The sequence below is a fragment of the Nitrospirota bacterium genome, from assembly GCA_020851375.1.
GTDB lineage: Bacteria > Nitrospirota > 9FT-COMBO-42-15 > HDB-SIOI813 > HDB-SIOI813 > RBG-16-43-11.
In genome coordinates, this window is sequence record JADZCV010000027.1 from 1 (window position 1) to 24,660 (window position 24,660).

Below are 24,660 nucleotides of genomic sequence, written 5' to 3' on the forward strand. Positions count from 1 at the left end.
ATAGGTTGCGTGGGACTGACGGGTGAAAAATCCTGCGGGGACAGGTTCTGTGGGAATGACTGGTACACAGGAGCATTTTCATGTGAACCGTCATAAGCCCTTCGACTGTTCGACAAGCTCACAGCTCTGGGCTCACCAGGGTTCATTAAACCGTCATTCCCGCGTAAGCGGGAATCCAGACCGGGGCCAGATTCTGGATTCCCACTTACGTGGGAATGACGGGTGAAAAATCTTGCGGGGACAGGTTGCGTGGGACTGACGGGTATACAGGGATTTTAGAATGAAGCATAGCAGGTCTTTCCAATGGACAGTAATTAGCCTCCTCTGCACGCTGTTACTCCTCTCATCGTGTGGTTACCACATGGCAGGGACTGGCAGTCATCTTCAGGGCGGTGTGAGGTCTGTTTTCATTCCGGTATTTGAAAATAAGACAATGGAGCCTATCGTGGAAGAGGAGTTTACCCCTGCTGTGATACGTGAGTTTATGCAGGATGCCAGGATAGAGGTTGCAGACAGTTCAGGGGCTGATATGGTATTAAAGGGGGAGGTTTTATCCTATAATGAAACGCCGGTTTCTTTTGATGCCTCACAGAATGTCCTCGAATACAGGATAGCCGTCAGGACCCATCTGATACTGCTCAGGGATAACCCCATCTGGGAGCGTGACATTGTCTCAACTGCAGAATATACTGTAAGCAGTGATGTCATGAAAACGAGGATCGCAAAGCTGTCAGCCCTGAGAGAGGCTGCAGGAAATCTTGCAGAGGAAGTCGTGGACAGGGTTTTACTGGGATGGTGATTAATGGCCGGAATTAGTTATACGGAGTTTACAGGGCGCTTCAAAGGGCTCAAACCATCTGCAGTCTATTTATTTACGGGTGGTGAACAGCTATTTATTGATGAGGGTGTCCGGCTTGCAGGCGATAGATTTCTTGAGGGGGGTATGCGTGAGTTTAATTATGACATATTATCCGCCTCAGATGTCAGTGCATCAACAGTTACGGGAATTGCAGAGACGCTTCCTGTGATGACCAGCCACAGGGTGGTGGTCGTAAAAGATGTGGATGAATGGTCATCAAAAGAGAGAGAAGGAATAATATCTTACATAAATAACCCATCCCCCGCGACATGTCTTATCCTGACGGCTGCAAAACTGGACAAGCGCGAAAAGTTTGCAGCAACGATTGATAAAAAGGGTGTAATGGTGCTTTGCCAGCCGCTTTCAAAGAATCAGCTTGGCGGCTGGATCAGGCAGGAGGCAAGGCGCGCCGGGAAAACAATAGACGAGGATGCTGTATCAATACTTGCAGACATGGCTGGGAGCGATCTGATGTCGCTGCGAAACGACATAGAAAAGCTGGTGCTCTATTGCATGGATAAAAAGACGATATCCCTTAATGACGTTACTACAGTGTCAAACAATATAAGGAGTGTTTCTGTCTTTGAGGTTACCAGTGCAATTTTTGAGAGGAGGCTGAAAGATGCTGTCCGGGCGCTGAAACGGGCGCTCGATGAGGGAGAGCCCCCTGTCAGGATATTCTATTTCATCACAAGGGAATTCAGGATGATGCTCAGGGCTGTTGCGCTGATTGAGGGAGGCGAACTGCCTGATAAGGCAGCTATCAGGGTTGGCGTTCCTGCATTCAAGGCAGGAGAGTTTTCTCAGCGTCTTAAGAAGTTTGACAGAACAGAGTTACACAGCATGTTCGGGAGGCTTACAGACACAGAAAGCCTCCTGAAGGGTTCTGCGATCAAACCTTCCATTGTGCTGGAAAAGCTCTTATTATCTGTTTGCGGATTTGTTAACCCGGGAAGTAAGCCTTGAAACAATCCTGCTGGCCTTGTTTTTGTGGATCAGGCCTTTGCCGGCGGCCTTGTCAACAAACGATACAGCGGTCCGCAGGCTTTCCTGCACATCCTGAGCCTTACCTTCAGCAGAGACAACAACCTTTTTGAGCAGGGTCTTAAGGGTAGACATGGCTGCCCTGTTCCTGAGTTTTCTTTTCTCTGACTGCCTGGCCCTTTTAATGGCTGATTTGTGTCTTAGTGCCACTTTCTGATTCTCCTTTAATTATTAGGTAGACATATCTTTTAACATGAAATATATTTGTTTGTCAAGCAACGTTCACAGTTCAGGACTCACAAGGGGTCATGAAAACGTCATTCCCGCGTAAGCGGGAATCCAGACCGTGGGCCTGGTTCTGGATTCCCACTTGTGTGGGAATGACGGGTGAATAGGAGCATTTTCAGGTGAACCGTCATGAGCCCCTTCGACTGTTCGGCAAGCTCACAGCTCAGGGCTCACCAGGGTTCATGAAAACGTCATTCCCGCGTAAGCGGGAATCCGGACCGTGGGCCTGGTTCTGGATTCCCACTTGTGTGGGAATGACGGGTGAAAAATCCTGCGGGGACAGGTTGCGTGTGACTGACGGGTGAATAGGAGCATTTTCAGGTGAACCGTCATGAGCCCTTCGACTGTTCGGCACGCTCACAGCTCAGGGCTCACCAGGGTTCATGAAAACGTCATTCCCGCGTAAGCGGGAATCCAGACCGTGGCCTGGTTCTGGATTCCCACTTCCGTGGGAATGACGGGTGAAAAATCCTGCGGGGACAGGTTCCGCGGGAATGACGGGTACTTAGGAGTATTTTCGAGTGAATAACCAGGAAAAAGTAGCAAAGGCAGCGGCTGTGATGGGTGTCACAACCCTCCTGAGCAGGATCTTCGGGTTTGTCCGTGACATGGTCGTTGCCTGGGCATTTGGTGCCGGGATGGTTGCAGACGCCTTTTATGTTGCATACCGTGTTCCTTCCCTCCTGAGGGAACTTCTTGCAGAGGGTTCCATTTCAGCAGCGTTTATACCGGTTTTTACCAGGCATCTTAATGAGGAGGGACAGGAGGAGGCAAGGCGGCTCGTAAAGGCGACATTTACCATCCTGATCATTATCCTTACCACAGTGACTGTAATAGGGATAATTGTTGCCCCGCTGTTGGTCTCTTTAATAGCCCCAGGTTTTCACTCAGCAGCAGGGGGCAAGTTTGATCTGACAGTACAGCTTACCCGGATAATGTTCCCGTATCTCCTGTTCGTATCCCTTGCCGCACTTGCAATGGGTATCTTAAACACCCTCGGTTCCTTTGCCATATCTTCACTCTCTTCAATAACGCTCTCAATATTTATGATATGCGGTGTATACATATTTGCGCCTCGGTTCAGTGTGCCGGTTTATGGGCTTGCAACAGGTGTAATTATCGGGGGTATCGCACAGTTTGCCTGTCAGTTGCCTGCCCTGTCACGGCGGAAGATGATGCTGGGGTGGTACTTCAAACCGAGCCATCCTGGCGTAATCCAGATAGGAAAGCTGATAGTGCCGATGATTCTTGGGCTTTCAGTTACCCAGGTAAATATTTTTGTTAATACAGTACTCTCATCATTGTTAAAAGAGGGGAGCATAACGTATCTTTACTACGGCATCAGGCTTATACACTTTCCGCTTGGCATATTTGGCGTTGCAATGGCATCTGCAGTGCTCCCGACCCTTTCTGCGGCTGCAGTAAAAAGGGAATACGATGAAATGCGAAATACATATTCGTTTGCCATCCGGTTAATCCTCTTTATTACACTGCCGGCAATGACAGGATTGATAATTCTCCGGATACCAATCATAAGCGTCCTTTTTCAATCAAGGGCATTTGATTACGCAGCGACCCTCGGCACAGCAGATGCACTCCTCTATTATTCGGTCGGTCTATGGGCGTTTACAGGGACAAGGATTACTGCCCAGGCGTTCTATTCCATGCAGGATACTAACACCCCTGTCAAGGCAGCAGCAGTAGCAGTGGCTGTAAATATTATCGTTTCACTGCTCCTTATGGGCCCGCTTCAGCATGGCGGCCTCGCCCTCGCAACATCTCTTGCATCCATGGCAAACCTGTCTGTCCTTGTTTGGGTATTGAGGAAAAGGCTTGGGCACCTGAATCTGACGGAAATCGTCCATTCACTGAAGAAGGTAGTGCCTGCAACATTGATCATGGGAGTCATCGCGTGGCTTATAACAAGAGGTGACGTCTGGGCATCAGGCGGACAGGCATCAATAAAGATAGGTTTATTATTTGGCAGTATCCTGTTGAGTTCAATTGCCTACATAGTAATCCTCTATCTCTTAAAGAGTAAAGAACTGATCTTCCTTTGGAACATGGCAGTCAGGAAAATTAAATAGAATTTAAAAGCCCTTTATTGCATGTTTCTTCAGATAGGCGAGTATGGTGTTCTTCTCTTCCTCAGTCAATAGCGGTCTTATGCCAACTGTTTCAGCATTTTTTTCCATTCTGGAGACAACCTTTATCCATCCGGTATAAGTGTGACCCAGTGGGTGGTAAACCTGGTGACACATACCGCACCTTCCTTCATAGAGAAGGGCTGAGGGGGAGCCGGACTCAGGGACAGATTGCTTCCCTCTGCAGCCAAATTGAAAAAGGGACAGGGTAAGGCAGACCCCTGCACAAATCAGTTCCATGTTCCATCGTTCAATCAGTTTTCCCATACTTTTTATTATAGAGGACATAGCATATTACGAGGATCAGGAGGATGCCGCCGTGGGCTGCCAACTGTATCATCCCAGCAGACCATTCGACATCATCCATTGAGACCGCCATCTGAGTCAGCAACAAGCCCCTGACGCTTGCGATAAAACCTATATAAAGAAAGGGATTAAGGGAGAAATCATGTTTATTTATCTGCCTCCATACCTGCCTGAAAAGCTCCATGATGATAAGTGTAAACATCATTTCACTCAGGAGATGCGGAATAGTATGCTGTGTCCAGAGCATAAGGGCGTCATACCATGCGTCGAAGATCATCTGCCCCGCGAGGTATATTATTCCCACTGCCACTGTTATCAGGATAGTATAATCTGCAATCCTGAAAACAGCATTAAGGGTTTTTAAAAAAACAGACCTGTTATTATCTTCAAGTTCCATATTCTATCCCCTCCAGGATATGTAATTGACTGATACAAATCTAACATTTCTTTAAATAAAAAGAAAGAATATAGTGGGCGCAGGTAGACAGAAGCATGCTTTAGTGGCTAAAATAACTGGATATGGATGCAATAAAGGCTGTCAACATTTTCAAGGGTAGAAAAAAGGTTATCACGTGGATACTCGCGGCAATCGTCCTTTTTACAATTGCTGGTTTCTTCATAGTGCCGCCGGTCCTCAGATTGGTACTTATAAAAATACTGTCGGAAAATCTTCACCGAAACGTCACCATAGAAAAGGTTCAGCTAAATCCGTTATCCCTCTCACTTGGTATAAAGGGTTTTAAGATTATGGAACGTGACAGCCGGGATACGTTCGTCTCATTTGAGGAGCTCTATATCAATATCCAGTCAGCATCCATTTTAAGACGGGGGATTGTGATTAAGGAGGCGAGGCTTTACAAGCCTTATATAAATATCATTTATAACGGTAACCGCTCATATAATTTTTCCGACCTTCTTAAAAAGGAGACCAGTGCCCCCGAGGCTGTCAGTGAACCACTCAAATTTTCCCTGAATAATATCAGCATCTCAAACGGCAGTGTGGATTTCTCAGACACGCCTAAAAAGAAGGTGCACACTGTCAGGGATATTCGAACGGACATCCCTTTTATATCCAATCTGCCTTATTATGCTGAGACATACATACAACCGGTATTTGAGGCAAGGTTCAATGACACCCCGGTTTCACTTAAAGGCAGGAGCAAACCATTTGCAGACTCACTGCAGACAACGATAGATCTCAGGTTAAACGGCCTCGACATTCCCTATTATCTGGCATATCTGCCGGTTGATCTGGATTTTTCTCTATCGTCAGCGAAGATGGATGCAGCATTGGAGGTATCTTTTATCCAGTATACAAATGCTGACAACAGGCAGACTATCGGGATTAACGGTCCATTGACCCTGAAAGAGATCAGGACTGCAGGGAAAAACGGAGACCCACTGGTAAACATCCCCAGGTTAGATATTTTCATTGCCACAACTGATGTAATGAGCCGCAAACTTCATCTCACAAAAGTCCTTCTGGAAGCGCCTGAGGTTAATGTGTTGCGCTCTGCAGATGGGACACTGAATTTGCAGGCATTCATGCCTCGTGTTAATACCGGTTCTCCTGCAGCAGGGAATACCCCCCAGGCCCCGCCGCTGCAAATCAGCATTGACGAAATCGGTATCAATGACGGGAGGGTTTTATTTAAGGATAAATCTGCTTCTGAACCTGTATCTTTGAAAGCCGGGGGACTGCGTCTCAGGGCAAGCGGCATCTCAACAGCAAAAGATGCAAAGGGGAGACTATCCCTTGCGTTCAATGTTCAAAGAAAAGGTTCTGTTTTAGCTGAAGGGGACGTTACTGTTTACCCATTAGCCGCTCAGATTAAGATCAAAGTAAAGGGCCTTGCCATCAATCCCCTGCAGGCATATTTTACTGATGTCATTAAAATACTGGTGGCAGACGGCGCAATACTTGCGGACGGAGAACTCCTGCTTCATGAATCAAAGGATCAAAATGTTGTTGTGGAATATAAAGGCTCGGCCTCTCTCGTCAGGTTTGCTGCTCTTGACCGGGAGAGTGCAGAGGATTTTCTGAAATGGGAATCCCTGTATTTCGGAGGTATGGATATCGTTACCAGTCCTCTTAGCATCAAAATAAATGAGATTGCGCTCAGCGACTTCTACTCACGCCTGATCGTCTATCCAGATGGCAGCCTCAATGTTCAAAACATATTTTCTGCGGAAGAAGCGGCAGACGAAAAATCAGGGGACCAGCAGGCGTCCGGGAAGGGAGCAGCCGTCAGTGAAAATAAAGGCGGCAGGGTTGTAAAGATAGGAAAGGTTACCCTGCAGGGTGGGACTGTCAATTTCACTGACAAACATATACAACCGGGCTACTCAGCCAATCTCCTTGATATAGGCGGACGGGTGTCAGGCTTGTCTTCAGACGAAGATAAATTTGCAGATGTCAGCCTGCGGGGAAACCTCGACAATTATGCCCCGCTTGAGATCAGCGGTAAAATCAACCCCCTCATGAAAGACCTGTATGTGGACCTGGCGATTGATTTCAAGAACATAGATCTCAGTCCGGCAACCCCCTATTCAGGAAAATACGCCGGTTATACAGTAGAAAAGGGAAAGCTTACCCTTAACATGAAATATCTTATTGCAGACAAAAGGCTTGATGCAGGCAACAGGATACTCCTGGACCAGTTTACCTTCGGAGAAAAGGTTGACAGTCCGGATGCCACGAAACTGCCTGTAAGGTTCGCGATAGCCTTGTTAAAGGACAGGAACGGCATAATTGATCTTGATATCCCTGTGACAGGAAAACTGGATGATCCTGATTTTCATATTGGCAGCGTAATCATCAGGATTCTTGTGAATCTCCTTGTTAAGGCAACGACCTCCCCCTTTGCCCTGATAGGTTCTCTCTTTGGAGGCGGCGAAGAGCTCAGCTACCTTGAATTCGATTACGGTTTGGCGGACATAAAAGACGACGGCATTAAGAAACTCGATACCCTGATAAAGGCATTGTATGAGAGGCCCTTGCTGAAGCTTGAGATTGCCGGGTGTGCGGATGCTGAAAATGACATGGAAGGATTAAGACAGCATCTCTTTGAGCGTAAGATCAAGGCTGAGAAACTGAAGGAGCTCATAAAGAAAGGGGAACAGGCTGTGCCTGTTGATGATGTAAGTATCGGACAGGAAGAGTACGGGAAATATCTCAAGATGGCATACCGGAATGACAAATTTCCAAAACCGCGTAATTTGATTGGTATGCTCAAGGACCTTCCTCCTGAAGAGATGGAAAAGCTGATGCTTACCCACATGGAGATCAAAGACGATGACCTCAGGGCGCTTGCCTCACAAAGGGCTGCTCAGGTTAAGGACTATATCCTGAAATCCGGAAAGGTTGAGCCTGAAAGGATATTTCTCGTTGATTCGAGGACGATTCAGCAGGAAAAGGGCGCAGGGAAAAAGGCGAGCAGGGTAGAATTTACAATCAAATGAACTGTCATGAGCCCCGGGCTAACAAAGATTTATGAAACCGTCATTCCCGCGTAAGCGGGAATCCAGAACGTTGGCCTGATTCTGGATTCCACTCCCCGCTTAAATCATGCGGGGACAGGTTCCGTGGGAATGACAGGTAAATGGGATCATTTTCAGGTGATGAACGCTAAATTTCCTCTATTTCGATCAGCTTATATTTGCCTGCCGTACCCCTTGTTATCCTGATATGGCTTTTGGGAACTCCAAAGTAATCGCCCAAAAGTCTTACAAGCGCCTCATTTGCCTTGCCTTCTACCGGAGGGGCCTTGACGTGTGCGACGAAGGTTGTGTCATCTATCCGTTCTATGACCTCCTTTTTTGAGCCCGGTCTTACCCTTACAGAGATCTTCATGGCCAGAGTTTATCATAACTTGACATGGATTTCTAAAGGATGTTACTGTAACAAATGGCACCAGGGACAGGAATGTCTCCTTCAATAGTTATGAACAGGAAACTTGGCATACTATTATCAACACCTCCTTCTCATAAGAATCTTGAGACCGTTATAGGTCTTATATCTTCTGCATTGCGTAATGACGTGACTGTATATCTGTATTTGGACGACGAGGGTGTCGAATGCATAAAGGAGAAAAGTCTTATCGCCCTGTCAGGAGACGGGTTGAAGCTGTCTGTATGTGCCTATGGCGCCCAGAAAAAGGGGGTAGAGCCGAGTGACATAGCGGTGTTTGGCGGACTTGCAGTATTGTCAGAACTCATAACCGCATGTGACCGATTCATAGCATTCGGGTAGGTGTATTTCAGGTGAACCGTCATGAGCCCTTCGACTGTTCGGCACGCTCACAGCTCAGGGCTCACCAGGGTTATGAAAACGTCATTCCCGCGTAAGCGGGAATCCAGACCGGGGCCTGGTTCTGGATTCCCACTTGCGTGGGAATGACGGGTGAAAAATCCTGCGGGGACAGGTTGCGTGGGACTGACGGGTGAATAGGAGCATTTTCAGGTGAACCATCATGAGCCCTGCGACCGTTCGGCACGCTCACAGCTCAGGGCTCACAAAGGCAGATGAAAATCCCCCTTAGTCCCCCTTTGTAAAGGGGGAAAGTAATTCTTCTCTGCATAAAAGGGGGAAATCAGTTCCCCCCTTTATAAAGGGGGGAGAGGGGGGATTTGAACGGGGAATTTCGGATGAAGATAGTATTTCTCATACGCAGCAATCCATGTGAAAGCGCAAGGCCTGCTGAGGCTATAAGGATAGCGGCTGGCCTTGGTACTGGCAATAACTCTATCAAGGTAATATTATCCGGTAATGCTGTAAGAGCCCTGTCACCGGATGAAGATGACCTTGAAGATATTGACATAATTGAAAAATTTCTCCCTATCATTAAGGATTGGGAAATCCCGCTTTATGTGGATAAAGGATCTGCAGCTGATGTGGACCTCAAGGGAAGTCCATATAGTTACACCACAGTTAATAATGAAGAGTTATCAGAACTTATTGCAGGGGGCCATAGCACATTCGTGTTCTAAGTGAATTCAGCGGAGCGTATTAAGGTGAATCATCATGAGCCCTGCGACCGTTCGGCACGCTCACAGCTCAGGGCTCACAAATGGTCATGAAAACGTCATTCCCGCGTAAGCGGGAATCCAGACCGGTGGCATGATTCTGGATTCCCACTTCCGTGGGAATGACGGGTGAAAAATCCTGCGGGGACAGGTTGCGTGGGACTGACGGGTGAAAAATCAAGCGGGGACAGGTTCCGTGGGAATGATGGGTACTTAGGAGTATTTTCGAGTGAAACCTATTCTGCACATAGTTAAGAAGCCTGATGACAGGCAGGCTATTGATATTATCACGGCCCAGGCAGGGGACAATGCCTATGGCGTTGCAGTCGTGTTCATCCAGGATGCAGTGTCTGCGCAACCTGTCAATGGTACCAGGTCGTGTGCCCTTGCCAAAGATAAAAAAACATTGGATAATGCCGGAAGGGGGGATTCAGCCCTGGAACCCATAGATTACGATGACCTCCTTAAATTGATTTTTAGTGTAGAGTCAATTACAGTATGGTAAGGGAGGTGGAGTGATGAGAAAGACATTGGATAATGACAGGATTCAGAAGGTATATGACAATTACGCTGTTTTCTACGACGCTATATTTGGTAAACTTTCGGATATCAGCAGGATTGCGGCATTAGAACGTCTAAGCCTTAAGCCAGGTGACAGGGTGCTTGAGGTAGGCGTAGGTACCGGTCTTTCACTGCCCCGCTTTCCGTCTTTTTGCCGTGTCCATGGCATAGATATGTCCGAAGAGATGATAAGGCGGGCGTATAAGAGGGTAGATAAGCATGGACTGTCCAATGTTGTCATAGAGAGGATGGATGCCTGCAAAATGGATTTCTCTGATGACTCATTTGATGCAGTCTTTGCAGCATTCCTTATTTCAGTAGTCCCTGATCCCGGAATGGTGTTGTCAGAGATAAAGAGGGTCTGCAAGAGGGGCGGCCTGATAACAATGGTAAATCATTTCAAGAGCAATAATAAGGTTATTTCGTCAATAGAAACGGCCATCTCCCCATTCTGCAGCAAACACCTTGGCTTCCGTACTGACCTGCCGCTCTCTTTCCTGTTAAGTGACAGTGAGTTGAAATTGGTAGCAAAGAAACGTCCATCCCCCTTCAGCGTATGGGAGGTTGTCGAGTTTTGTAATTTGAAGAAAAGGGGTAATTAAGATGACCAGGAAAAACATCTTTGATGAGATGAATGATCTGCACTGGGAGATGGAGAAGATGTTTCACAGCCTGTTTAACCCCAAGCACCCGTTTAATATCCTTGCTGACCGCCACTGGAAACCACTTACTGATGTTTATGAGACAGAAGGTGACATATTTATAAAGGTTGAACTGCCCGGTTTGGAGAGAAAGGACGTATCTATTACTGTAGATGGCAAACAGCTCATTATCAGTGGTTCAAGGACATATCCAAAGCAGGCGTCCGGCATAATTTACCATCAGATGGAAATTAACTACGGGGATTTTGAGCGGATCATTTTATTGCCGGAGGCTTATGAGGCAGACCATATCAATGCCGAGCTAAAAGATGGTTTCCTGTGTATTAGAATAAGAAAAGGGTAAACATGTGATGACTGTACCAAAGATAAAAGAAAAGGTCTTCAGGCGTCAATCAGATGAAAAGACTGAGGCGCGTGCAGACATTCCTGATACACTGCCTTTAATCCCTGTTAAGGATACGGTGTTATTCCCATATACCGTTATCCCGCTTTTTGTAACAGAGGACAAGTCCATAAAAGCGGTTGAACATGCCATTGCATCACAACGCATAATCGGGGTCGTTGCGGAAAAGGCTAAAGACGAGGGTGAGGGGGGACCGTCTGACATTTATATGATTGGCTCGGCCGCAGTCATACATAAGATGCTCAGGATGCCTGAAAAGGGGATGGCGCTTGTCGTCCAGGGCCTTGCAAAGATAGCAATAAAGGAGGTTCTGTCAGAGGAGCCATTCTTAAACGCCTCGGTTGAGGTCATAATTGAAGAGCCGGAAAAGAATACGCGGATAGAGGCCCTGATGAGGACGGCTATTTCGCTGACTCAGAAGATGATCTCCCTTGCGCCCTATCTGCCTGAGGAGATACAGGTCACGGCAATTAACCTCGACGACCCTCTGAAGCTCGCCTATCTGATAGCAACTATTGTCAGGATGAAGCTTGAGGAGCGTCAGGAACTGCTTGAATTAGACAGTGTTGAAGAAAAACTCAATCGCATTGTAACTATCCTTTCACGCGAGGTGGAAATCCTTGAGCTCGGAGGCAAGATCCAGACGCAGGTACAGAGCGAGATGACAAAGGCCCAGCGCGAATATTACCTCAGGGAGCAGTTGAAGGCTATTAAACAGGAACTTGGTGAGACTGACGAGAGGGCACAGGAGACAAATGAGATAAGGGGCAGGCTTGCTGAGGCCGCACTGCCGGAAGAGGTGATGAAAGAGGCGGAGAGGGAGTTGAACCGTCTCGAGAAGCTCCCGACGTCTTCGCCGGAATATAATGTCATCAGGACATACCTCGACTGGATAATGGACCTGCCGTGGAACAAGAGTACTGAGGACAACCTGGACCTTGAGCGGGCGGAGAAGATACTAAATGATGACCATTATGACCTGGAGAAGATTAAAGAGAGGATCATTGAATATCTTGCAGTTCGTAAATTAAAGAAAGACACAAAAGGTCCAATACTCTGTTTTGTAGGCCCTCCGGGAGTTGGCAAGACCTCACTCGGGCAGTCTATCGCGAGGGCCCTTGGCAGGCAGTTTATCAGGATGTCTGTCGGCGGCATGCGTGATGAGGCGGAGATACGGGGGCACAGGCGAACATATGTAGGTGCGCTTCCGGGACGCATAATCCAGAGCATCCGGAGGGCAGGCTCTAACAACCCCCTTTTCATGATTGATGAGATAGACAAGGTAGGGTCGGATTTTCGCGGAGACCCGTCATCTGCCTTATTGGAGGTGCTTGATCCGGAGCAGAACTTTTCTTTCCGCGATCATTACATGGACCTCCCCTTTGATCTTTCAAAGGTGATGTTTATAACAACGGCAAATGTTATCCAGACTATTCACCCGGCCTTAAAGGACAGGATGGAGGTGCTTGTCCTTGCAGGCTATACCGAAGAGGAAAAGCTTGGCATAGCGCAAAATTACCTCGTGCCGAGGCAATTGATAGAGAATGGTCTTACTCGTGATAATATCGAGTTTGAAAAGGAGACCCTGCTTAAGATCATTTCAGGTTACACAAGAGAGGCAGGTGTCAGGAATCTTGAGAGGGAGATAGCAACAGTATGCAGAAAGGTCGCAAAGAAGGTGGCAGGAGGCGCTACTACAAAGGTTATCGTTAAGACCGATGACCTCCATAACTTCCTCGGCGCTGAAAAGATCTATCCGGAGGTGGCAAAGAGGACATCTGTTCCAGGTGTGGCTACAGGGCTTGCGTGGACTGAAACCGGCGGTGACATACTATTTATAGAATCAACCAGGATGCCAGGGAAGAAGGGTTTTACCCTCACCGGTCAACTGGGTGATGTGATGCAGGAATCGGCAAAGGCCGCCCTAAGTTATGTCCGTTCCAGGGCAAAAGAACTTGGCCTGGAAGAGGATTTTTTTGAAAAGAATGACATACACCTCCATGTCCCGGCAGGCGCAATTCCCAAGGACGGCCCTTCTGCAGGCGTGACAATGATTTCGTCCCTCGTCTCTCTGCTGACAGGAAGGCCGGTAAGCAATGAGGTGGCCATGACAGGAGAGATTACCCTGACAGGGCTGGTCCTTCCCATAGGTGGCATAAAGGAGAAGATGCTTGCGGCAAGACGGGCAGGGATAAAGACAGTCATCCTCCCAAAGAGGAATGAGTCAGACCTTGAGGATATCCCGGAAGAGCTCAGAAAGGATCTGAAGTTCGTGTTTGTGGAGAATGTTGATGAGGTGCTCAAGGCAGCTTTGAAATAAAAGAAAAAGGGGACAGAAGTACCCGTCATTCCCACGGAACCTGTCCCCGCTTGATTTAAGCGGGGAGTGGGAATCCAGAACCAGGCCTCGGTCTGGATTCCCGCTTACGCGGGAATGACGTTTTCATGAACCTTGGTGAGCCTGAGGCTCATGACGGTTCCACTGGAAGGGAAAATAAATCTGTCCCCTTTTTTGCTTATTACTATGGACAAGAGAGACGCCGAGACGCGTATCAATAAGCTCCGGGAAGAGATAAACTACCACAATTACCTCTATTATGTCCTGGATTCCCCTGAAATATCAGATGCGGAGTATGACAGGTTCATGCGTGAGCTTGCGGACATTGAGCGTTCATTCCCTGAGCTGATTACCCCTGACTCTCCTACCCAGAGGGTGGGCGCCGCGCCCCTTAAAGAGTTCAAGTCTGTTTCGCATACCATTCCCATGCTGAGCCTGTCCAACACTGAGACAGAAGAGGAGACAATGGAGTTTGACAGGCGCATAAGGCGTTTTTTGAATGTTCCTGAAGATCAGATGATAGAATATGTTGCTGAGACCAAGCTCGACGGGCTTGCTGTTGAGGTCGTATATGAACATGGCAGGTTTACAGTAGGCTCCACCCGTGGTGACGGCTTTACGGGCGAGGATGTGACATTAAATCTCAGGACAATAAAGACCATCCCCCTTAATCTCATAAGAAAACACGGTGAGGCGCCTTCGAAGCTGGAGGTGCGAGGTGAGGTCTTTATGAAACTCGGGGACTTCAGGGAGATGAACAGGGAGAGGGAAGAGTCAGGAGAGACGATATTTGCCAACCCGAGGAATGCCGCTGCCGGGTCTTTGCGTCAGCTCGATCCGAAGATTACAGCAAGGCGTCCCCTCGATATATTCTTTTATGGTATTGGTGAGGTCTCCGGCAGGAGTTTTGAGACCCACTGGGATGTATTGAAGATGCTGCGGAGCTGGGGCCTTAAGACCAACCCGTTAAACGAGCCCTGTCAGGGGATCCACGAGGTTATCAATTATTACAAAAAGATTGAAGGAATGAGGGATACCCTCGGCTATGAGATTGATGGCGTGGTAGTAAAGGTCAACGACATACGCCTGCAGGAGCGGCTTGGTAATGTGGCGCGAAGCCCCAGGTGGGCCATCGCGTACAAGTTTGAGCCGAGACAGGGCACCACAAGGATACTCGACATCCAGGCGCATGTAGGGAGGACAGGCATCCTGACGCCGGTGGCCATTATGGAGCCTGTCCGGATCGGCGGTGTAACCGTCAGCAGGTCCACCCTCCACAATCAGGACGAGGTGGACAGGAAGGATGTGCGGATAGGCGACTGGGTCCTGGTCCAGCGTGCAGGTGACGTAATCCCTGAGGTAGTCAAGGTTATTGAGACAAGAAGGACAGGCGCTGAGGTGCCGTTTAAGATCCCTGACAGATGCCCTGTCTGTGGTTCAGACGTCATAAAGGAGGATGTCTACTACAGGTGCACGGGCATCAACTGTCCGGCACAGTTAAAGGAGCGTATTCAGCACTTTGCGTCCAGAAGGGCGATGGACATCGAGGGGCTCGGGGAGAAGCTTACAGGACAGCTTGTTGACAAAGGACTTGTAAAAAATGTCTCAGATATATATTATCTTACAAGGGATCAGATTGCAGGTCTTGACAGGATGGCTGAAAAATCCGCGGACAATACCATCGGGGCCATAGAATCAAGCAAGAAGCGGGAGCTTTCCCGGGTCATTTTTGCCCTCGGAATCAGACATGTTGGCGAGCAGCTTGGAAAGATCCTTGCAGGCAGATTTCACAGCATAGACGAATTGATGACAGCAGGGGTAGATGAACTGACTGCTGTGGAGACTGTCGGTCCTGAGATAGCACAGAGCGTTATCAGTTTCTTCAGCCAGAAGGACAATATTAAAGAGATTGACAGGCTGAGGGGGGCTGGTGTAGAGTTTCCCGTTGCTGTCAGGAAAAAGGGAGGCAGGCTGGCAGGGAAGGTCTTTGTGCTGACAGGGACGCTTAAGTCATTTTCACGGGACGAGGCTAAAGAGAGGATTGAATCCCTTGGCGGACATGTCACATCAAGCGTGAGCAGGAACACCGACTTTGTGGTTGCAGGCGAGGATCCGGGGTCAAAGGTGCGGAAGGCAAGGGAGCTTGACGTAAAGGTTATTACAGAGGATGAATTCCTGAAAATTCTATAATTAGGAGGGTTTACACCATGTTCACCAGAGAAGATCTGACAGGGCTTAACGCAATCAAGGGAAGCGGAGAACAATTTACGACTGTTTATCTAAATGTCAATCCTGTCACCAATACCAAAGGGGAATACTTTATTGCCTTTAGAAATTTAGTCAAACCTGAGATCGAGAAGTTGAGTAGTGCGGATCAGAAGGCCGTGAAAGAGGATGCAAAAAAGATAGAGACTTACCTTAAGAGCGGAAAGACTGAATTCAAGAAATCGCTCGTTATTATTTCTTCCACCCAATTGGATATATGGGTGGTATATCACCTCTCTGTACCTATAAAGAACCAGGTGGTAATTGACAGGGCCCCGTATTTAAAACCCCTGACAAGTGTGTTGGAGCAATATCGAAGCTATGCTGTAGCCCTTGTAGACAGGGCGCATGCAAGGTTGTTCAATATGCAGATGGGTGAGATCGCAGAGTATGCAGAGCTTTTTACTCCTGATATCCCGGGTAAACACAAGAAGGGCGGCTGGCAGGGGATGAATGAGAACAGATTCAGGAGGCACATAGACCAGCATATCCATTTTCACCTGCGCGATGTGGCAACAGGGCTGGAAGGCCTGCTCAGCAGGGGAGAGGTCAGCCACATAATAATCGGCGGCTCCGAGGAGTCTGTCCTAATGTTCAAGAAAATGCTCTCCCAGCCTATCATAGCCAAGACCGCCGGCACATTTACAGCAGACATGCATGCCGGAAATGGCGAGATCCTTGAAAAGTCCATGCAGATAATACGGGGCATTGAAAAGAGCAGCGAGCAGGGGCTTGTGGAAGAACTGATCACGCGCGCAAGCAAGAAAGGGACTGCTGCAGCAGGTCTTGAAGACGTCCTGTCCCATATGCAGAAGGGTAATATCCACCACCTGATCTACCTTGAAGGTTTCAGGTCATCAGGGCATAAATGCACATCATGCAATTTCCTGACAGTGCAGTCATTGAAGAGCTGTCCATTCTGTAACACCGCAATGGAGGGTATAGAACACCTGATAGACTTTGCCATCCAGAGGGCCATTGACCAGGGCGCTGAAATATCAGCAATCGCAGAAAACCGGCAGTTGGCTGAGGCAGGAAACATCGGGGCATTGCTGCGGTATTGATACGAACGCAAGAAATGTCTTTATACTGTATGGCATGTTTCAACCAGCTTTTGCAAGCTCGACAGTAAGATGTTTGATCCTTATCTTTTCCAATTTGTGCTTAAATCTGCTATAGAATAGGTTAATGCCTCACCATGGTTTAAGAAACTGAGCTTCTTTTTAATTTTTATACCGTCCGGATTAATTATATCAATGTGAACAAAGTTATGCGCCGTATCAAAGCGAATTACAGGATGCCACTGGTCGTTGACGAGTAGTTCATATTGTGTGACGAATTTAATTACTTTGCCTTTTTCTATAGTGAAGTCAACCCTGATTCTACTATCATTAGACGGGTGTCTCCATCTCATTTACCACCCGTCACTACGATCACGCTGGACTCTACTGCCCCCGCGATCTCGTGTCTCCATCTCATTTACCACCCGTCACCCGGTTAATGGTCTCGTACAGATAGGCCCAGTCCTCCTTGCTCATCCGCCCCTTTTTCCGGGTCTTGATCTGCGATAGGGCCTTGATAATATCCTCCGGCACCGGCCGTCCCCTTCTGCGCCGCTCCTCAAGAAACTCCTCAAGCCCCTTGTCAAGCTCCTCCGTCACCATCACCCCGGACCGTGCAGCCGGCAACTCCAGAAGGTCTGCAATAGTAACATCCATCGCATCTGCATTTATAGATAGGGTAAAGGACAGGGATGTCATTTCTTCCATTTTCAAAGGAGATTTCAATTATAAACATTGCCACCACTGCGATAACGAGGGTCTGGTGCGTTATGGACAAAACAAACATTATGAATATGCCGTTAGATCCGGACAGTCCGATGTTGGAGCAGTTGGAGGCGCCGGCGTTTCTTTCAGTTTGTAAACCACACATGGGCATTAGTCAGGAAAAACTGTTCGAGGGGGATGCCGCCGGCGCCCACGATAAGGGCCTTTGCATCAGTGTATTTGCTCCGAAATAGCGCTATCCCGGACAGCTTTCCTGCCCGGCCGCTTTTTACCTCGATAGCCCAGGTTGCTTTTCCACGTGTAACAACAAAATCAACCTCTCTGTCACCTTCCCGCCAGTAAGTAATACTATATTCGGTACTGGAAAGCCCATTCAGAAGGTGGGCACCTGCCGCATTTTCAACAAGGCGGCCCCACCATACGGCATCTCCGACCGCATCGCGAAAGGTCTTTGATGAAATGGCATTTATCAGTGCATTATTCCAGAGTATGAGCTTCGGGCTGCTGCCGCGTTTTCTTATCTGTCCTTTTGAGTATGACTCAATACCGCTGACAAGAAATGCAGACTCAAGGAGCTTCAGATAATGGGCAAGGGTTGTAGTATTGCCTGCGTCCTGTAACTGTCCAAGCATTTTGTTATAGGATAAAATCTGTGCGGGAAATGTTGCCGCAAGGGCAAAGAGGTGACGCATAAGGGCAGGCTTGGTAATTCTCGACATCTGTAGTACATCTCTGGACAATACAGTTTCAATCAGAGAATCCATAACATACCTCTTCCACTGCTGCTCATTCTCTGCAAAGACAGCAGCGCCCGGATAACCGCCGAAATAAAGCCATTGTATTAAGTCCCAGCCAAATGACTCCCGGCATTCCTGAAACGACCAGTGCATGCATCTGTTAAGAAAGAATCTTCCTGACAGGCTTTCCGTAAGCCCTTCCTGCAGCAAGAGTGCTGATGAGCCGAGTATAAGCAGCCGTATATCGTAATGTCCCCGTTTCCTGGTGTCCCACCAATATTTGAGCGCCTCACTCCATCCTCTTACCTTCTGTATTTCATCAAGCACAAGGACGACCGGTTTTTTCTGTTTTTCAAATTCAACCTGCGCCAGCCGCCAATTCGTCTCTATCCATTCCGGACCCGGCGGCAGGGGGCTGTCTGCTGTTGCATAGACAGACGGGAACGGCAATGCCTCCATTACCTGTTCGGCAATGGTAGTCTTTCCGACCTGACGCGGGCCTGTCAGGACCTGAAATACCGGCAGCCGTTTCCCCAGAGCGTCAGAAAGCGTTTTGACGGGAGACCTTGTGAACATTGTTCATTAATATATCAGCGAGAAGGGTGGCAGTCAATAAATACTCAATGATTGAGTAAATTTACTTAGTATGTCGCATTTCTGTGCAGTGTAGGCTCAATTAGCAAGAACGCAGATTTCATGATCCGGTCTAATCGCGACTTGTTGTAAGATCTCAAATGTTGCAACAAGAGGCTCAACGAAGACCGCCTCTTCATCGGTCACAGAATCCGGAATTACATGGAGGTTTGCAATAGGCAGGGTCAGGTATTCTGCAAACACACCATCCTTATCCAGGATGCCAAGGACTGAACGGTTTGGACAGTGATTCTGCATCCCCATCCTGCAATAGGAACACGTAGTGCAACCGATATTGATCTCCCCAACAACACGCTTACCAATCAGCCATATTTCACTGCATCTTTCGACAGTGCCGACAAACTCCTGGTTACTCTATTGATGTAAGCATCCGGAGTCTTTTCGCAGGGTTATCGAAGTGTACATTCCTGCTGTCGAAATGTTCAGGATCAAAGTCCCCGCCGGCCCATCTTAACAATTCTTCATGTTCTCTATGATTTGGATCCATTATAGCCTCCAGGAAATCCTCATAGCCATGTCTACCGCCGCAGTCCTCAGGCGGACACGCCCTTTGACCATCTATACATAATGGATATTTGATTCCCTCTTGCCGCGAAAGGATATTTTCCAATTCCACTGAGTGCTCCCAGTTATCACCATAATCATATATGTAATCTGACTTCGTTTTTCTTTTCAGGAAATAATCTGCTATCTTCTTTTTCCATCCTGTCAGCATCTTCATTGGCATCAAACCCTCTTCATCCGGAATACCGATGTATTCTTTTGCCCCCGTTCCGGGGTTTCGTATTTCGAAATGATGGAGATGGCAATCAAGCCACCCCATAGCATCCTGAATTGCCACATGTAAATCCCAGAAGGTGTAGTTATCCGGGACAGCTATCATCCTCCATACTGGTGGCGCTATGCCTTTTAAAGTAACCTTAAATATAAATACGTTGTCAAATTTCTTCTTCATATTAATTTACCATTTTAATGTTTATTGAGTGTAATTTCAACATGAGGCCGTGCACACGGGAGTATCTGAAGTGGGGCTCGCATAATAGGACTAATTCGCAGTTATTCATGTAAAATTATTATTGACGATAGGTATATTTAATGTATAATAAATATACCATGGAGTTCGAGTTCGACCCAGAAAAAAGTAATATTAACAAGATCAAACATGGGATCGATTTTACAGAAGCTCAGGCGATATGGGATGATCCTGACTTTATTGAGATTCCGGTAAAGGTCAGTGATGAACCAAGGTTTATGGTTATCGGGAAAATATCAGATAAACACTGGTCAGGAGTTATCACCTATCGGACTGAAAAGATAAGAATTATTTCAGTACGGCGTTCAAGAAAAGAGGAGGCTGATCTATATGAAAACTCGTGAGTTTGAAAAGAAATTTGACGAAGGCAAAGAGGATGTTACAAAATACCTCGATATATCAAAAGCGAGGAGGCCTGCGCAGGAACAGAAAAGAGTTAACGTTGATTTCCCTTTATGGATGATTCATCAGTTGGATAAAGAAGCAAGACGTTTGGGAGTGCCCCGTCAATCTATCATAAAAGTATGGGTAGCAGAGCGGCTTGAAAAAGTATCTTAATACTTCCCTATGCAAAAGACAGATTTATCCCTGAGAGCGCTATAGACCTTGCAATATTCCTGGATACCAAAATCGCATTCTTAACCAGCTTTTGCAAGCTTAATAGTAAGATGTTTGATCCTGGATTTCTGTGTGTGCAGTTTCTTTAACCGGATATAGACCTCAAACTGTTTATAGGTTTCTTCTGATTTAGAAGGAATGGATTCCCCAATAGACCTGCCCTGCGAAAAACAGCCCGGTTAGTTATACCACCTGCCGCAACTCAACCCGTACATTATAGCCGAGTCTGTGAAGGTAATCATAGCAATCATCCCACGTAAGCCCAAATTCACGAACATCTGCAAGACCGATGTTGGCAATGATCTCCCGAATAAGCTCAAAACTCCCATCCTCAAAGTCTGCGTCTCTCATCATATCTTCTGCCCAGCTTACGAGATTTGATAGATCTATTTCCCTGTTGATGTATTTCATAAGCATCTCTGCAAGCAACTCTTTTGTTACATTCATTTATGATTCTCCTCTATCTTCCTGTGTCCTTTATCCACGGGGAATTTTTCATGAATTTCGGTCAGGTTACCTTTCTCATCATAAATCTCCTGATAAAACCTAACAGTTGCTTCCATAACATCCACTTCTTTCACATACCGTGCTTTCCATCCATGTTTGCCTGTTGCCTCAAGCCAGTATTTCCGGCCACCATCAGGTAAGTTATCCCACTTGTGGAACTTTTTCTCATTAAGCCGCCTTTTGTCATCTATGGCCATCTGATAAAACTATACCATAATTTTGATGAATATTTAAAGAGATAGACACAGTTAAATTCTTTTTCCTCTCAATGCAGGCCTCAGCAAAGTCACGGCCCTTGGCGTCAGATCCCTGTCATCAAGCGGCGGCAGGTACATCGCCTCAACGTCATAGACAGGATGCCCCGGAATCCCCCAGTCCTCTCTACCGCATCTAACTTCGTTGGTCCCCACGGCCGCATACACACAGGAGTCATCGGGGACTGATTTATTTCTCGGAATAAAATACCTGTACCCCGGAGAAGGCACTGTATAAACGACCCTCATCTTTAATGTATTATCATGGCTTCCAGCGTTGATTGACTTCCTGCGGCCAGGCTCAAGAAAAACAGCAGCGCAGACCTTGATTCCTGTGTTCACCATCTTTATGACTGTAGCGCTCTTCGATGCCCGAAACCGCTCAGACAACGGGGGCACAGAGCTGAGGGAGAAACCAGATTCCTTCAGGCTGTCAAGGAAGTGATCCCCGGGAAGGAGCAGTTCTGATGCGGCAATGTTGCATAATGCCTCGACCTCCCTGTCAGGGTCCGCCTTCCCCTGCCCCTTCTCCATCATCCGTATGAACTCTGCACAATCCGGAAAGAAGGTATGCGCAATCTCATGGCATATGGAGAAGTTCTGCCGCTCAGGTTGTGTGACAGCGCTGTTTAGGAGGATCTTGAGCCGTCCATCCCCTGAAGGTACGATCATCGCATCAATTGCGGCAGGCAATTCGACAGGCACAATCTTAATCCCAATCAGGCCTGCAAGGATTACAGGATCAAAGGGAGGTCCGCCCCATCCAAGCCCCATGGCATACTGCACAAGCCCCCTGGCCTTCTCCCGGATAATCTCCTCTGGATCCGCCTCACTCCCGTGCAGGGCCTTGCCATCTTCAATCAGCCTCTCAACAGACGGGTGCCTCCATCTCATTTACCACCCGTCACGCACTCCAATCATTGCCGAGCCTGTATCCGTCTCACGGTGCCTCCATCTCATTTACCACCCGTCACCCGGTTAATGGTCTCGTACAGATAGGCCCAGTCCTCCTTGCTCATCCGCCCCTTTTTCCGGGTCTTGATCTGCGAGAGGGCATTGATAATATCCTCAGGCACCGGACTTCCCCTTCTGCGCCGCTCCTCAAGAAACTCCTCAAGCCCCTTATCAAGCTCCTCCATCACCATCATCCCGGAACGTGCAGCCGGCAGCTCCAGAAGGTCTGCAATGGTAACATCCATTGCATCTGCAAGTTTCTTCACCGAATCAATGGAAGGGCTTGCAATAATCTCATTCTCAAGCTGGGAGATATACCCCTTCGAGACCCCCGATCTTTCCGCAAGCTCAGGCAGCGTCAGGTTCTTTAACTTCCGCAGATTGGCAATCCTCCTGCCTATATGCCCCTTATAGTCTGTCATAACTGAAACCTAATGCGGTTTTGTTCGTCGTCTGCCTTGTCTAAAGTCATTTCTTTCGTTCGTATGTGTAACTTTGGTTAATGCTTTTGTATTAGAATATATCTTCCGGTTTCAATCTCGCCTGTCTCATTATGGCCTTAAGCAGACAGGGACCTATAATTTCCCCAGGATGTGCCGGAATAGTGATTTTGCCCGGCTTTTCGGGATGTATATAATGCTGGTGGCTTCCTTCGGAGCTATCGAATACAAAGCCATGCTTCTTAAGTATCTTTATAAGCTGTTTGGCAGTTATTCTCGGCAGCTTAGGACTCAAGCCGCTACCTCAATTACAGTTTTATAGGCCTCTGCTGATTCAGAAGGTATAGGTTCACCCGCCTTTTTAAGAGATTTGATATGAAGCGCTATCGCCTCCTTGATATTCTTCTTTGCTTCCTCAATAGATCTGCCCTGGGAAAAACAGCCCGGTAAAGATGGGACGACAGCATAATAGCCAATGCCATCCTCTTCCGGAATAATTTCTATCGTGTAGCGATATCTTGCTGGCATAATTACCCCCTAAAAAGATTATTACCTCATATATACCACAATGACATTATTTGCGACAAGAAGCATCTTTAATAATTAAAGTAGCACACACGGTTTCCTATTTCAAACAAATAGTTGTCAGGGTTAAACTTGACAAACAGAGTTCAGGATGCTAAACTAATGGTCTATCATGTTTATGAAACCAGAAAGGAGAAGCTGACTATGAAAGACGTGCAAGGCCATTTGAAAGGATTAAGAACCGGTGATCCGGGTACCTGTGAAAACCTCACCCTCTACCCGCTGTTTAGAGAGGATGGGCCTGTAGTGGAGTACCTCATGCTGGACGAGGCACTGAAGATGGGGGTTGTAACAATAACAGAGGTCAACGAGACCGGAAGGGTGTCTGAGCTTAAGGTCAATAATGATGCGGATATGGCGGTCCTACTTATGGATGGAGAAGAGCTGGCAGGCGCAAAACAGGATAGGATACTCAATACCACTATCCTTGTGGCGCCTCACTCCACTACCTTAATCCCGGTGAGCTGTGTTGAGCAGGGTAGGTGGCACTACAAGAGCAGGACATTTTTCACAGAAGACCGCATGTACAAACCCGCAGACAGGGGCAAAAAGGCAAGGCGGGTCTTTGACTCCATAAAGGCAGGCGCAGGATTCAATGCCGGGCAATCGGATATATGGGATGAGGTCGCCTGCCTCCAGGACAAATTCGGCGTCCGTTCAACCACAAATGCCATGTCAGCTATCTTTGAAAACCAGCGGGGCAACCTCGACGCCTACATAAACGGCTTTGCCATAGCAGACGGGCAGACCGGCTTTGTTGCCCTCATCAACGGCAGGATCACCGGTCTCGAGTCCTTAAGCCGTCCCGAGGCATTCAGGCACGCCTGGCCCAAGCTCATCAGGAGCTACGCCCTCGATGCGATTGACATGCGAATGAGCGCAGAAAACTCTGCAATCCCCCCTTTAGAAAAGGGGGGCAAGGGGGGATTTGATTCCCCCGACGACATATTAGTCTGGCTCTCCTCCATCAACCCCCATGACCTCACCGTCCACAAATCCCCCGGCCTCGGCAACGACCTCCGCTGGGATGAAGGACGCACCGTGGGGTTTATACTGGATTATCAGGATGAGGCAGTGCATGCGGCCGTGTTTGGGGTGGGGCAGAATGTTTCTTCTCAAGAATAAAGGTTACTAGGAGCCTGTCTGAGTAACGACTTTTCAAACTATTATCTTTGATCGTGCTCACTATTATCTGATGGTAATAGAAAGAAGTTTCGCTGTGATGCCTTTAAGACTGTTTGTCTCTGCAAATATAT

At 47.7% G+C, this 24,660-nt stretch carries 30 protein-coding genes; 15 read left to right on the forward strand and 15 right to left on the reverse strand.

Annotated features, from left to right (window positions below; genetic code table 11):
* Positions 1 to 280: 280 nt before the first annotated feature.
* Positions 281 to 799 carry an LptE family protein gene (locus IT393_06225; protein MCC7202234.1) on the forward strand — a complete coding sequence of 173 codons (519 nt, stop codon included), beginning with the start codon at positions 281 to 283 and terminating at the stop codon, positions 797 to 799.
* Between the two features lie 3 nt (positions 800 to 802).
* Complete coding sequence (gene holA / locus IT393_06230; GenBank protein MCC7202235.1) at positions 803 to 1,825, forward strand: DNA polymerase III subunit delta; 1,023 nt, start codon at positions 803 to 805, stop codon at positions 1,823 to 1,825.
* Here holA and rpsT read toward each other — a convergent pair.
* Positions 1,784 to 2,053, reverse strand: a complete 270-nt coding sequence (gene rpsT / locus IT393_06235; protein ID MCC7202236.1) for a 30S ribosomal protein S20 — start codon at positions 2,051 to 2,053, stop codon at positions 1,784 to 1,786. The genes holA and rpsT overlap by 42 nt on opposite strands.
* A 599-nt stretch (positions 2,054 to 2,652) precedes the next feature.
* Here rpsT and murJ point away from each other — a divergent pair.
* Positions 2,653 to 4,218: a murein biosynthesis integral membrane protein MurJ gene (murJ, locus tag IT393_06240; protein ID MCC7202237.1), complete on the forward strand. Its 1,566-nt coding sequence runs from the start codon at positions 2,653 to 2,655 to the stop codon at positions 4,216 to 4,218.
* 3 nt (positions 4,219 to 4,221) lie between these two features.
* Here murJ and IT393_06245 read toward each other — a convergent pair whose 3' ends face one another.
* Entirely contained in the window at positions 4,222 to 4,542 is a 321-nt protein-coding gene (locus IT393_06245; GenBank protein MCC7202238.1) for a hypothetical protein, read from the reverse strand.
* Entirely contained in the window at positions 4,526 to 4,978 is a 453-nt protein-coding gene (locus IT393_06250) for a hypothetical protein (protein MCC7202239.1), read from the reverse strand. Before IT393_06250 ends, IT393_06245 begins: the two co-directional genes overlap by 17 nt.
* Positions 4,979 to 5,100: 122 nt before the next feature.
* Here IT393_06250 and IT393_06255 point away from each other — a divergent pair, with 122 nt between their 5' ends.
* The gene (locus IT393_06255) at positions 5,101 to 8,043 is read left to right on the forward strand and encodes a DUF748 domain-containing protein (protein ID MCC7202240.1); all 2,943 of its coding nucleotides are present in this window, start codon (positions 5,101 to 5,103) and stop codon (positions 8,041 to 8,043) included.
* A gap of 166 nt (positions 8,044 to 8,209) precedes the next feature.
* Here the strand turns inward: IT393_06255 and IT393_06260 are convergent, their stop codons facing one another.
* On the reverse strand, positions 8,210 to 8,434 hold the full coding sequence (locus IT393_06260; GenBank protein MCC7202241.1) for a DUF167 domain-containing protein: 225 nt from the start codon (positions 8,432 to 8,434) through the stop codon (positions 8,210 to 8,212).
* Positions 8,435 to 8,506: 72 nt separating this feature from the next.
* Here IT393_06260 and IT393_06265 point away from each other — a divergent pair, with 72 nt between their 5' ends.
* From IT393_06265 to IT393_06300, 8 genes are all read left to right on the forward strand, one after another.
* Positions 8,507 to 8,833, forward strand: a complete 327-nt coding sequence (locus IT393_06265; protein ID MCC7202242.1) for a DsrE family protein — start codon at positions 8,507 to 8,509, stop codon at positions 8,831 to 8,833.
* A 395-nt stretch (positions 8,834 to 9,228) separates the two neighbouring features.
* Positions 9,229 to 9,570, forward strand: coding sequence for a DsrE family protein (locus IT393_06270; GenBank protein ID MCC7202243.1), 342 nt, complete (start codon positions 9,229 to 9,231; stop codon positions 9,568 to 9,570).
* A gap of 265 nt (positions 9,571 to 9,835) precedes the next feature.
* Positions 9,836 to 10,111 carry a hypothetical protein gene (locus IT393_06275; protein MCC7202244.1) on the forward strand — a complete coding sequence of 92 codons (276 nt, stop codon included), beginning with the start codon at positions 9,836 to 9,838 and terminating at the stop codon, positions 10,109 to 10,111.
* Between the two features lie 13 nt (positions 10,112 to 10,124).
* Positions 10,125 to 10,769 carry a class I SAM-dependent methyltransferase gene (locus IT393_06280; GenBank protein MCC7202245.1) on the forward strand — a complete coding sequence of 215 codons (645 nt, stop codon included), beginning with the start codon at positions 10,125 to 10,127 and terminating at the stop codon, positions 10,767 to 10,769.
* Position 10,770: 1 nt separating this feature from the next.
* The gene (locus IT393_06285) at positions 10,771 to 11,172 is read left to right on the forward strand and encodes an Hsp20/alpha crystallin family protein (protein ID MCC7202246.1); all 402 of its coding nucleotides are present in this window, start codon (positions 10,771 to 10,773) and stop codon (positions 11,170 to 11,172) included.
* A 7-nt stretch (positions 11,173 to 11,179) separates the two neighbouring features.
* Complete coding sequence (lon, locus tag IT393_06290; protein ID MCC7202247.1) at positions 11,180 to 13,552, forward strand: endopeptidase La; 2,373 nt, start codon at positions 11,180 to 11,182, stop codon at positions 13,550 to 13,552.
* 204 nt (positions 13,553 to 13,756) lie between these two features.
* Entirely contained in the window at positions 13,757 to 15,760 is a 2,004-nt protein-coding gene (ligA, locus tag IT393_06295; GenBank protein MCC7202248.1) for an NAD-dependent DNA ligase LigA, read from the forward strand.
* 17 nt (positions 15,761 to 15,777) lie between these two features.
* A complete protein-coding gene (locus IT393_06300) occupies positions 15,778 to 16,899 on the forward strand; it encodes a hypothetical protein (protein ID MCC7202249.1) in 1,122 nt (373 codons plus the stop codon).
* 80 nt (positions 16,900 to 16,979) lie between these two features.
* Here the strand turns inward: IT393_06300 and IT393_06305 are convergent, their stop codons facing one another.
* From IT393_06305 to IT393_06325, 5 genes are all read right to left on the reverse strand, one after another.
* Complete coding sequence (locus IT393_06305) at positions 16,980 to 17,249, reverse strand: hypothetical protein (GenBank protein ID MCC7202250.1); 270 nt, start codon at positions 17,247 to 17,249, stop codon at positions 16,980 to 16,982.
* 61 nt (positions 17,250 to 17,310) lie between these two features.
* Positions 17,311 to 17,604, reverse strand: coding sequence for a hypothetical protein (locus IT393_06310; protein ID MCC7202251.1), 294 nt, complete (start codon positions 17,602 to 17,604; stop codon positions 17,311 to 17,313).
* Between the two features lie 143 nt (positions 17,605 to 17,747).
* Positions 17,748 to 18,935 (reverse strand): ATP-binding protein, encoded by a 1,188-nt coding sequence (locus IT393_06315; protein MCC7202252.1) that lies wholly within the window; start codon positions 18,933 to 18,935, stop codon positions 17,748 to 17,750.
* Positions 18,936 to 19,031: 96 nt separating this feature from the next.
* Positions 19,032 to 19,325 carry an alcohol dehydrogenase catalytic domain-containing protein gene (locus IT393_06320; protein MCC7202253.1) on the reverse strand — a complete coding sequence of 98 codons (294 nt, stop codon included), beginning with the start codon at positions 19,323 to 19,325 and terminating at the stop codon, positions 19,032 to 19,034.
* Positions 19,326 to 19,362: 37 nt separating this feature from the next.
* Positions 19,363 to 19,968 carry a plasmid pRiA4b ORF-3 family protein gene (locus IT393_06325; GenBank protein ID MCC7202254.1) on the reverse strand — a complete coding sequence of 202 codons (606 nt, stop codon included), beginning with the start codon at positions 19,966 to 19,968 and terminating at the stop codon, positions 19,363 to 19,365.
* A gap of 158 nt (positions 19,969 to 20,126) precedes the next feature.
* Between IT393_06325 and IT393_06330 the strand changes: the two genes are divergently transcribed.
* Together IT393_06330 and IT393_06335 are read left to right on the forward strand one after the other, a co-directional pair.
* Positions 20,127 to 20,390 (forward strand): BrnT family toxin, encoded by a 264-nt coding sequence (locus tag IT393_06330; protein ID MCC7202255.1) that lies wholly within the window; start codon positions 20,127 to 20,129, stop codon positions 20,388 to 20,390.
* Positions 20,377 to 20,604, forward strand: a complete 228-nt coding sequence (locus IT393_06335) for a CopG family transcriptional regulator (protein ID MCC7202256.1) — start codon at positions 20,377 to 20,379, stop codon at positions 20,602 to 20,604. Before IT393_06330 ends, IT393_06335 begins: the two co-directional genes overlap by 14 nt.
* A gap of 243 nt (positions 20,605 to 20,847) precedes the next feature.
* Here the strand turns inward: IT393_06335 and IT393_06340 are convergent, their stop codons facing one another.
* The 6 genes from IT393_06340 to IT393_06365 all read right to left on the reverse strand — a co-directional run bounded on the left by IT393_06340 (position 20,848) and on the right by IT393_06365 (position 23,347).
* Positions 20,848 to 21,111 (reverse strand): hypothetical protein, encoded by a 264-nt coding sequence (locus IT393_06340; GenBank protein MCC7202257.1) that lies wholly within the window; start codon positions 21,109 to 21,111, stop codon positions 20,848 to 20,850.
* Complete coding sequence (locus tag IT393_06345) at positions 21,108 to 21,368, reverse strand: hypothetical protein (protein MCC7202258.1); 261 nt, start codon at positions 21,366 to 21,368, stop codon at positions 21,108 to 21,110. The genes IT393_06340 and IT393_06345 overlap by 4 nt, the downstream gene beginning before the upstream one ends.
* A 51-nt stretch (positions 21,369 to 21,419) precedes the next feature.
* Positions 21,420 to 22,319: an ImmA/IrrE family metallo-endopeptidase gene (locus tag IT393_06350; GenBank protein ID MCC7202259.1), complete on the reverse strand. Its 900-nt coding sequence runs from the start codon at positions 22,317 to 22,319 to the stop codon at positions 21,420 to 21,422.
* 62 nt (positions 22,320 to 22,381) lie between these two features.
* Complete coding sequence (locus IT393_06355; GenBank protein MCC7202260.1) at positions 22,382 to 22,801, reverse strand: helix-turn-helix transcriptional regulator; 420 nt, start codon at positions 22,799 to 22,801, stop codon at positions 22,382 to 22,384.
* 91 nt (positions 22,802 to 22,892) lie between these two features.
* On the reverse strand, positions 22,893 to 23,093 hold the full coding sequence (locus IT393_06360; protein ID MCC7202261.1) for a type II toxin-antitoxin system HicA family toxin: 201 nt from the start codon (positions 23,091 to 23,093) through the stop codon (positions 22,893 to 22,895).
* Positions 23,094 to 23,110: 17 nt separating this feature from the next.
* A complete protein-coding gene (locus IT393_06365; protein ID MCC7202262.1) occupies positions 23,111 to 23,347 on the reverse strand; it encodes a type II toxin-antitoxin system HicB family antitoxin in 237 nt (78 codons plus the stop codon).
* 201 nt (positions 23,348 to 23,548) lie between these two features.
* Here IT393_06365 and IT393_06370 point away from each other — a divergent pair, with 201 nt between their 5' ends.
* A complete protein-coding gene (locus IT393_06370; GenBank protein ID MCC7202263.1) occupies positions 23,549 to 24,529 on the forward strand; it encodes a hypothetical protein in 981 nt (326 codons plus the stop codon).
* The last annotated feature ends 131 nt before the right edge of the window (positions 24,530 to 24,660 follow it).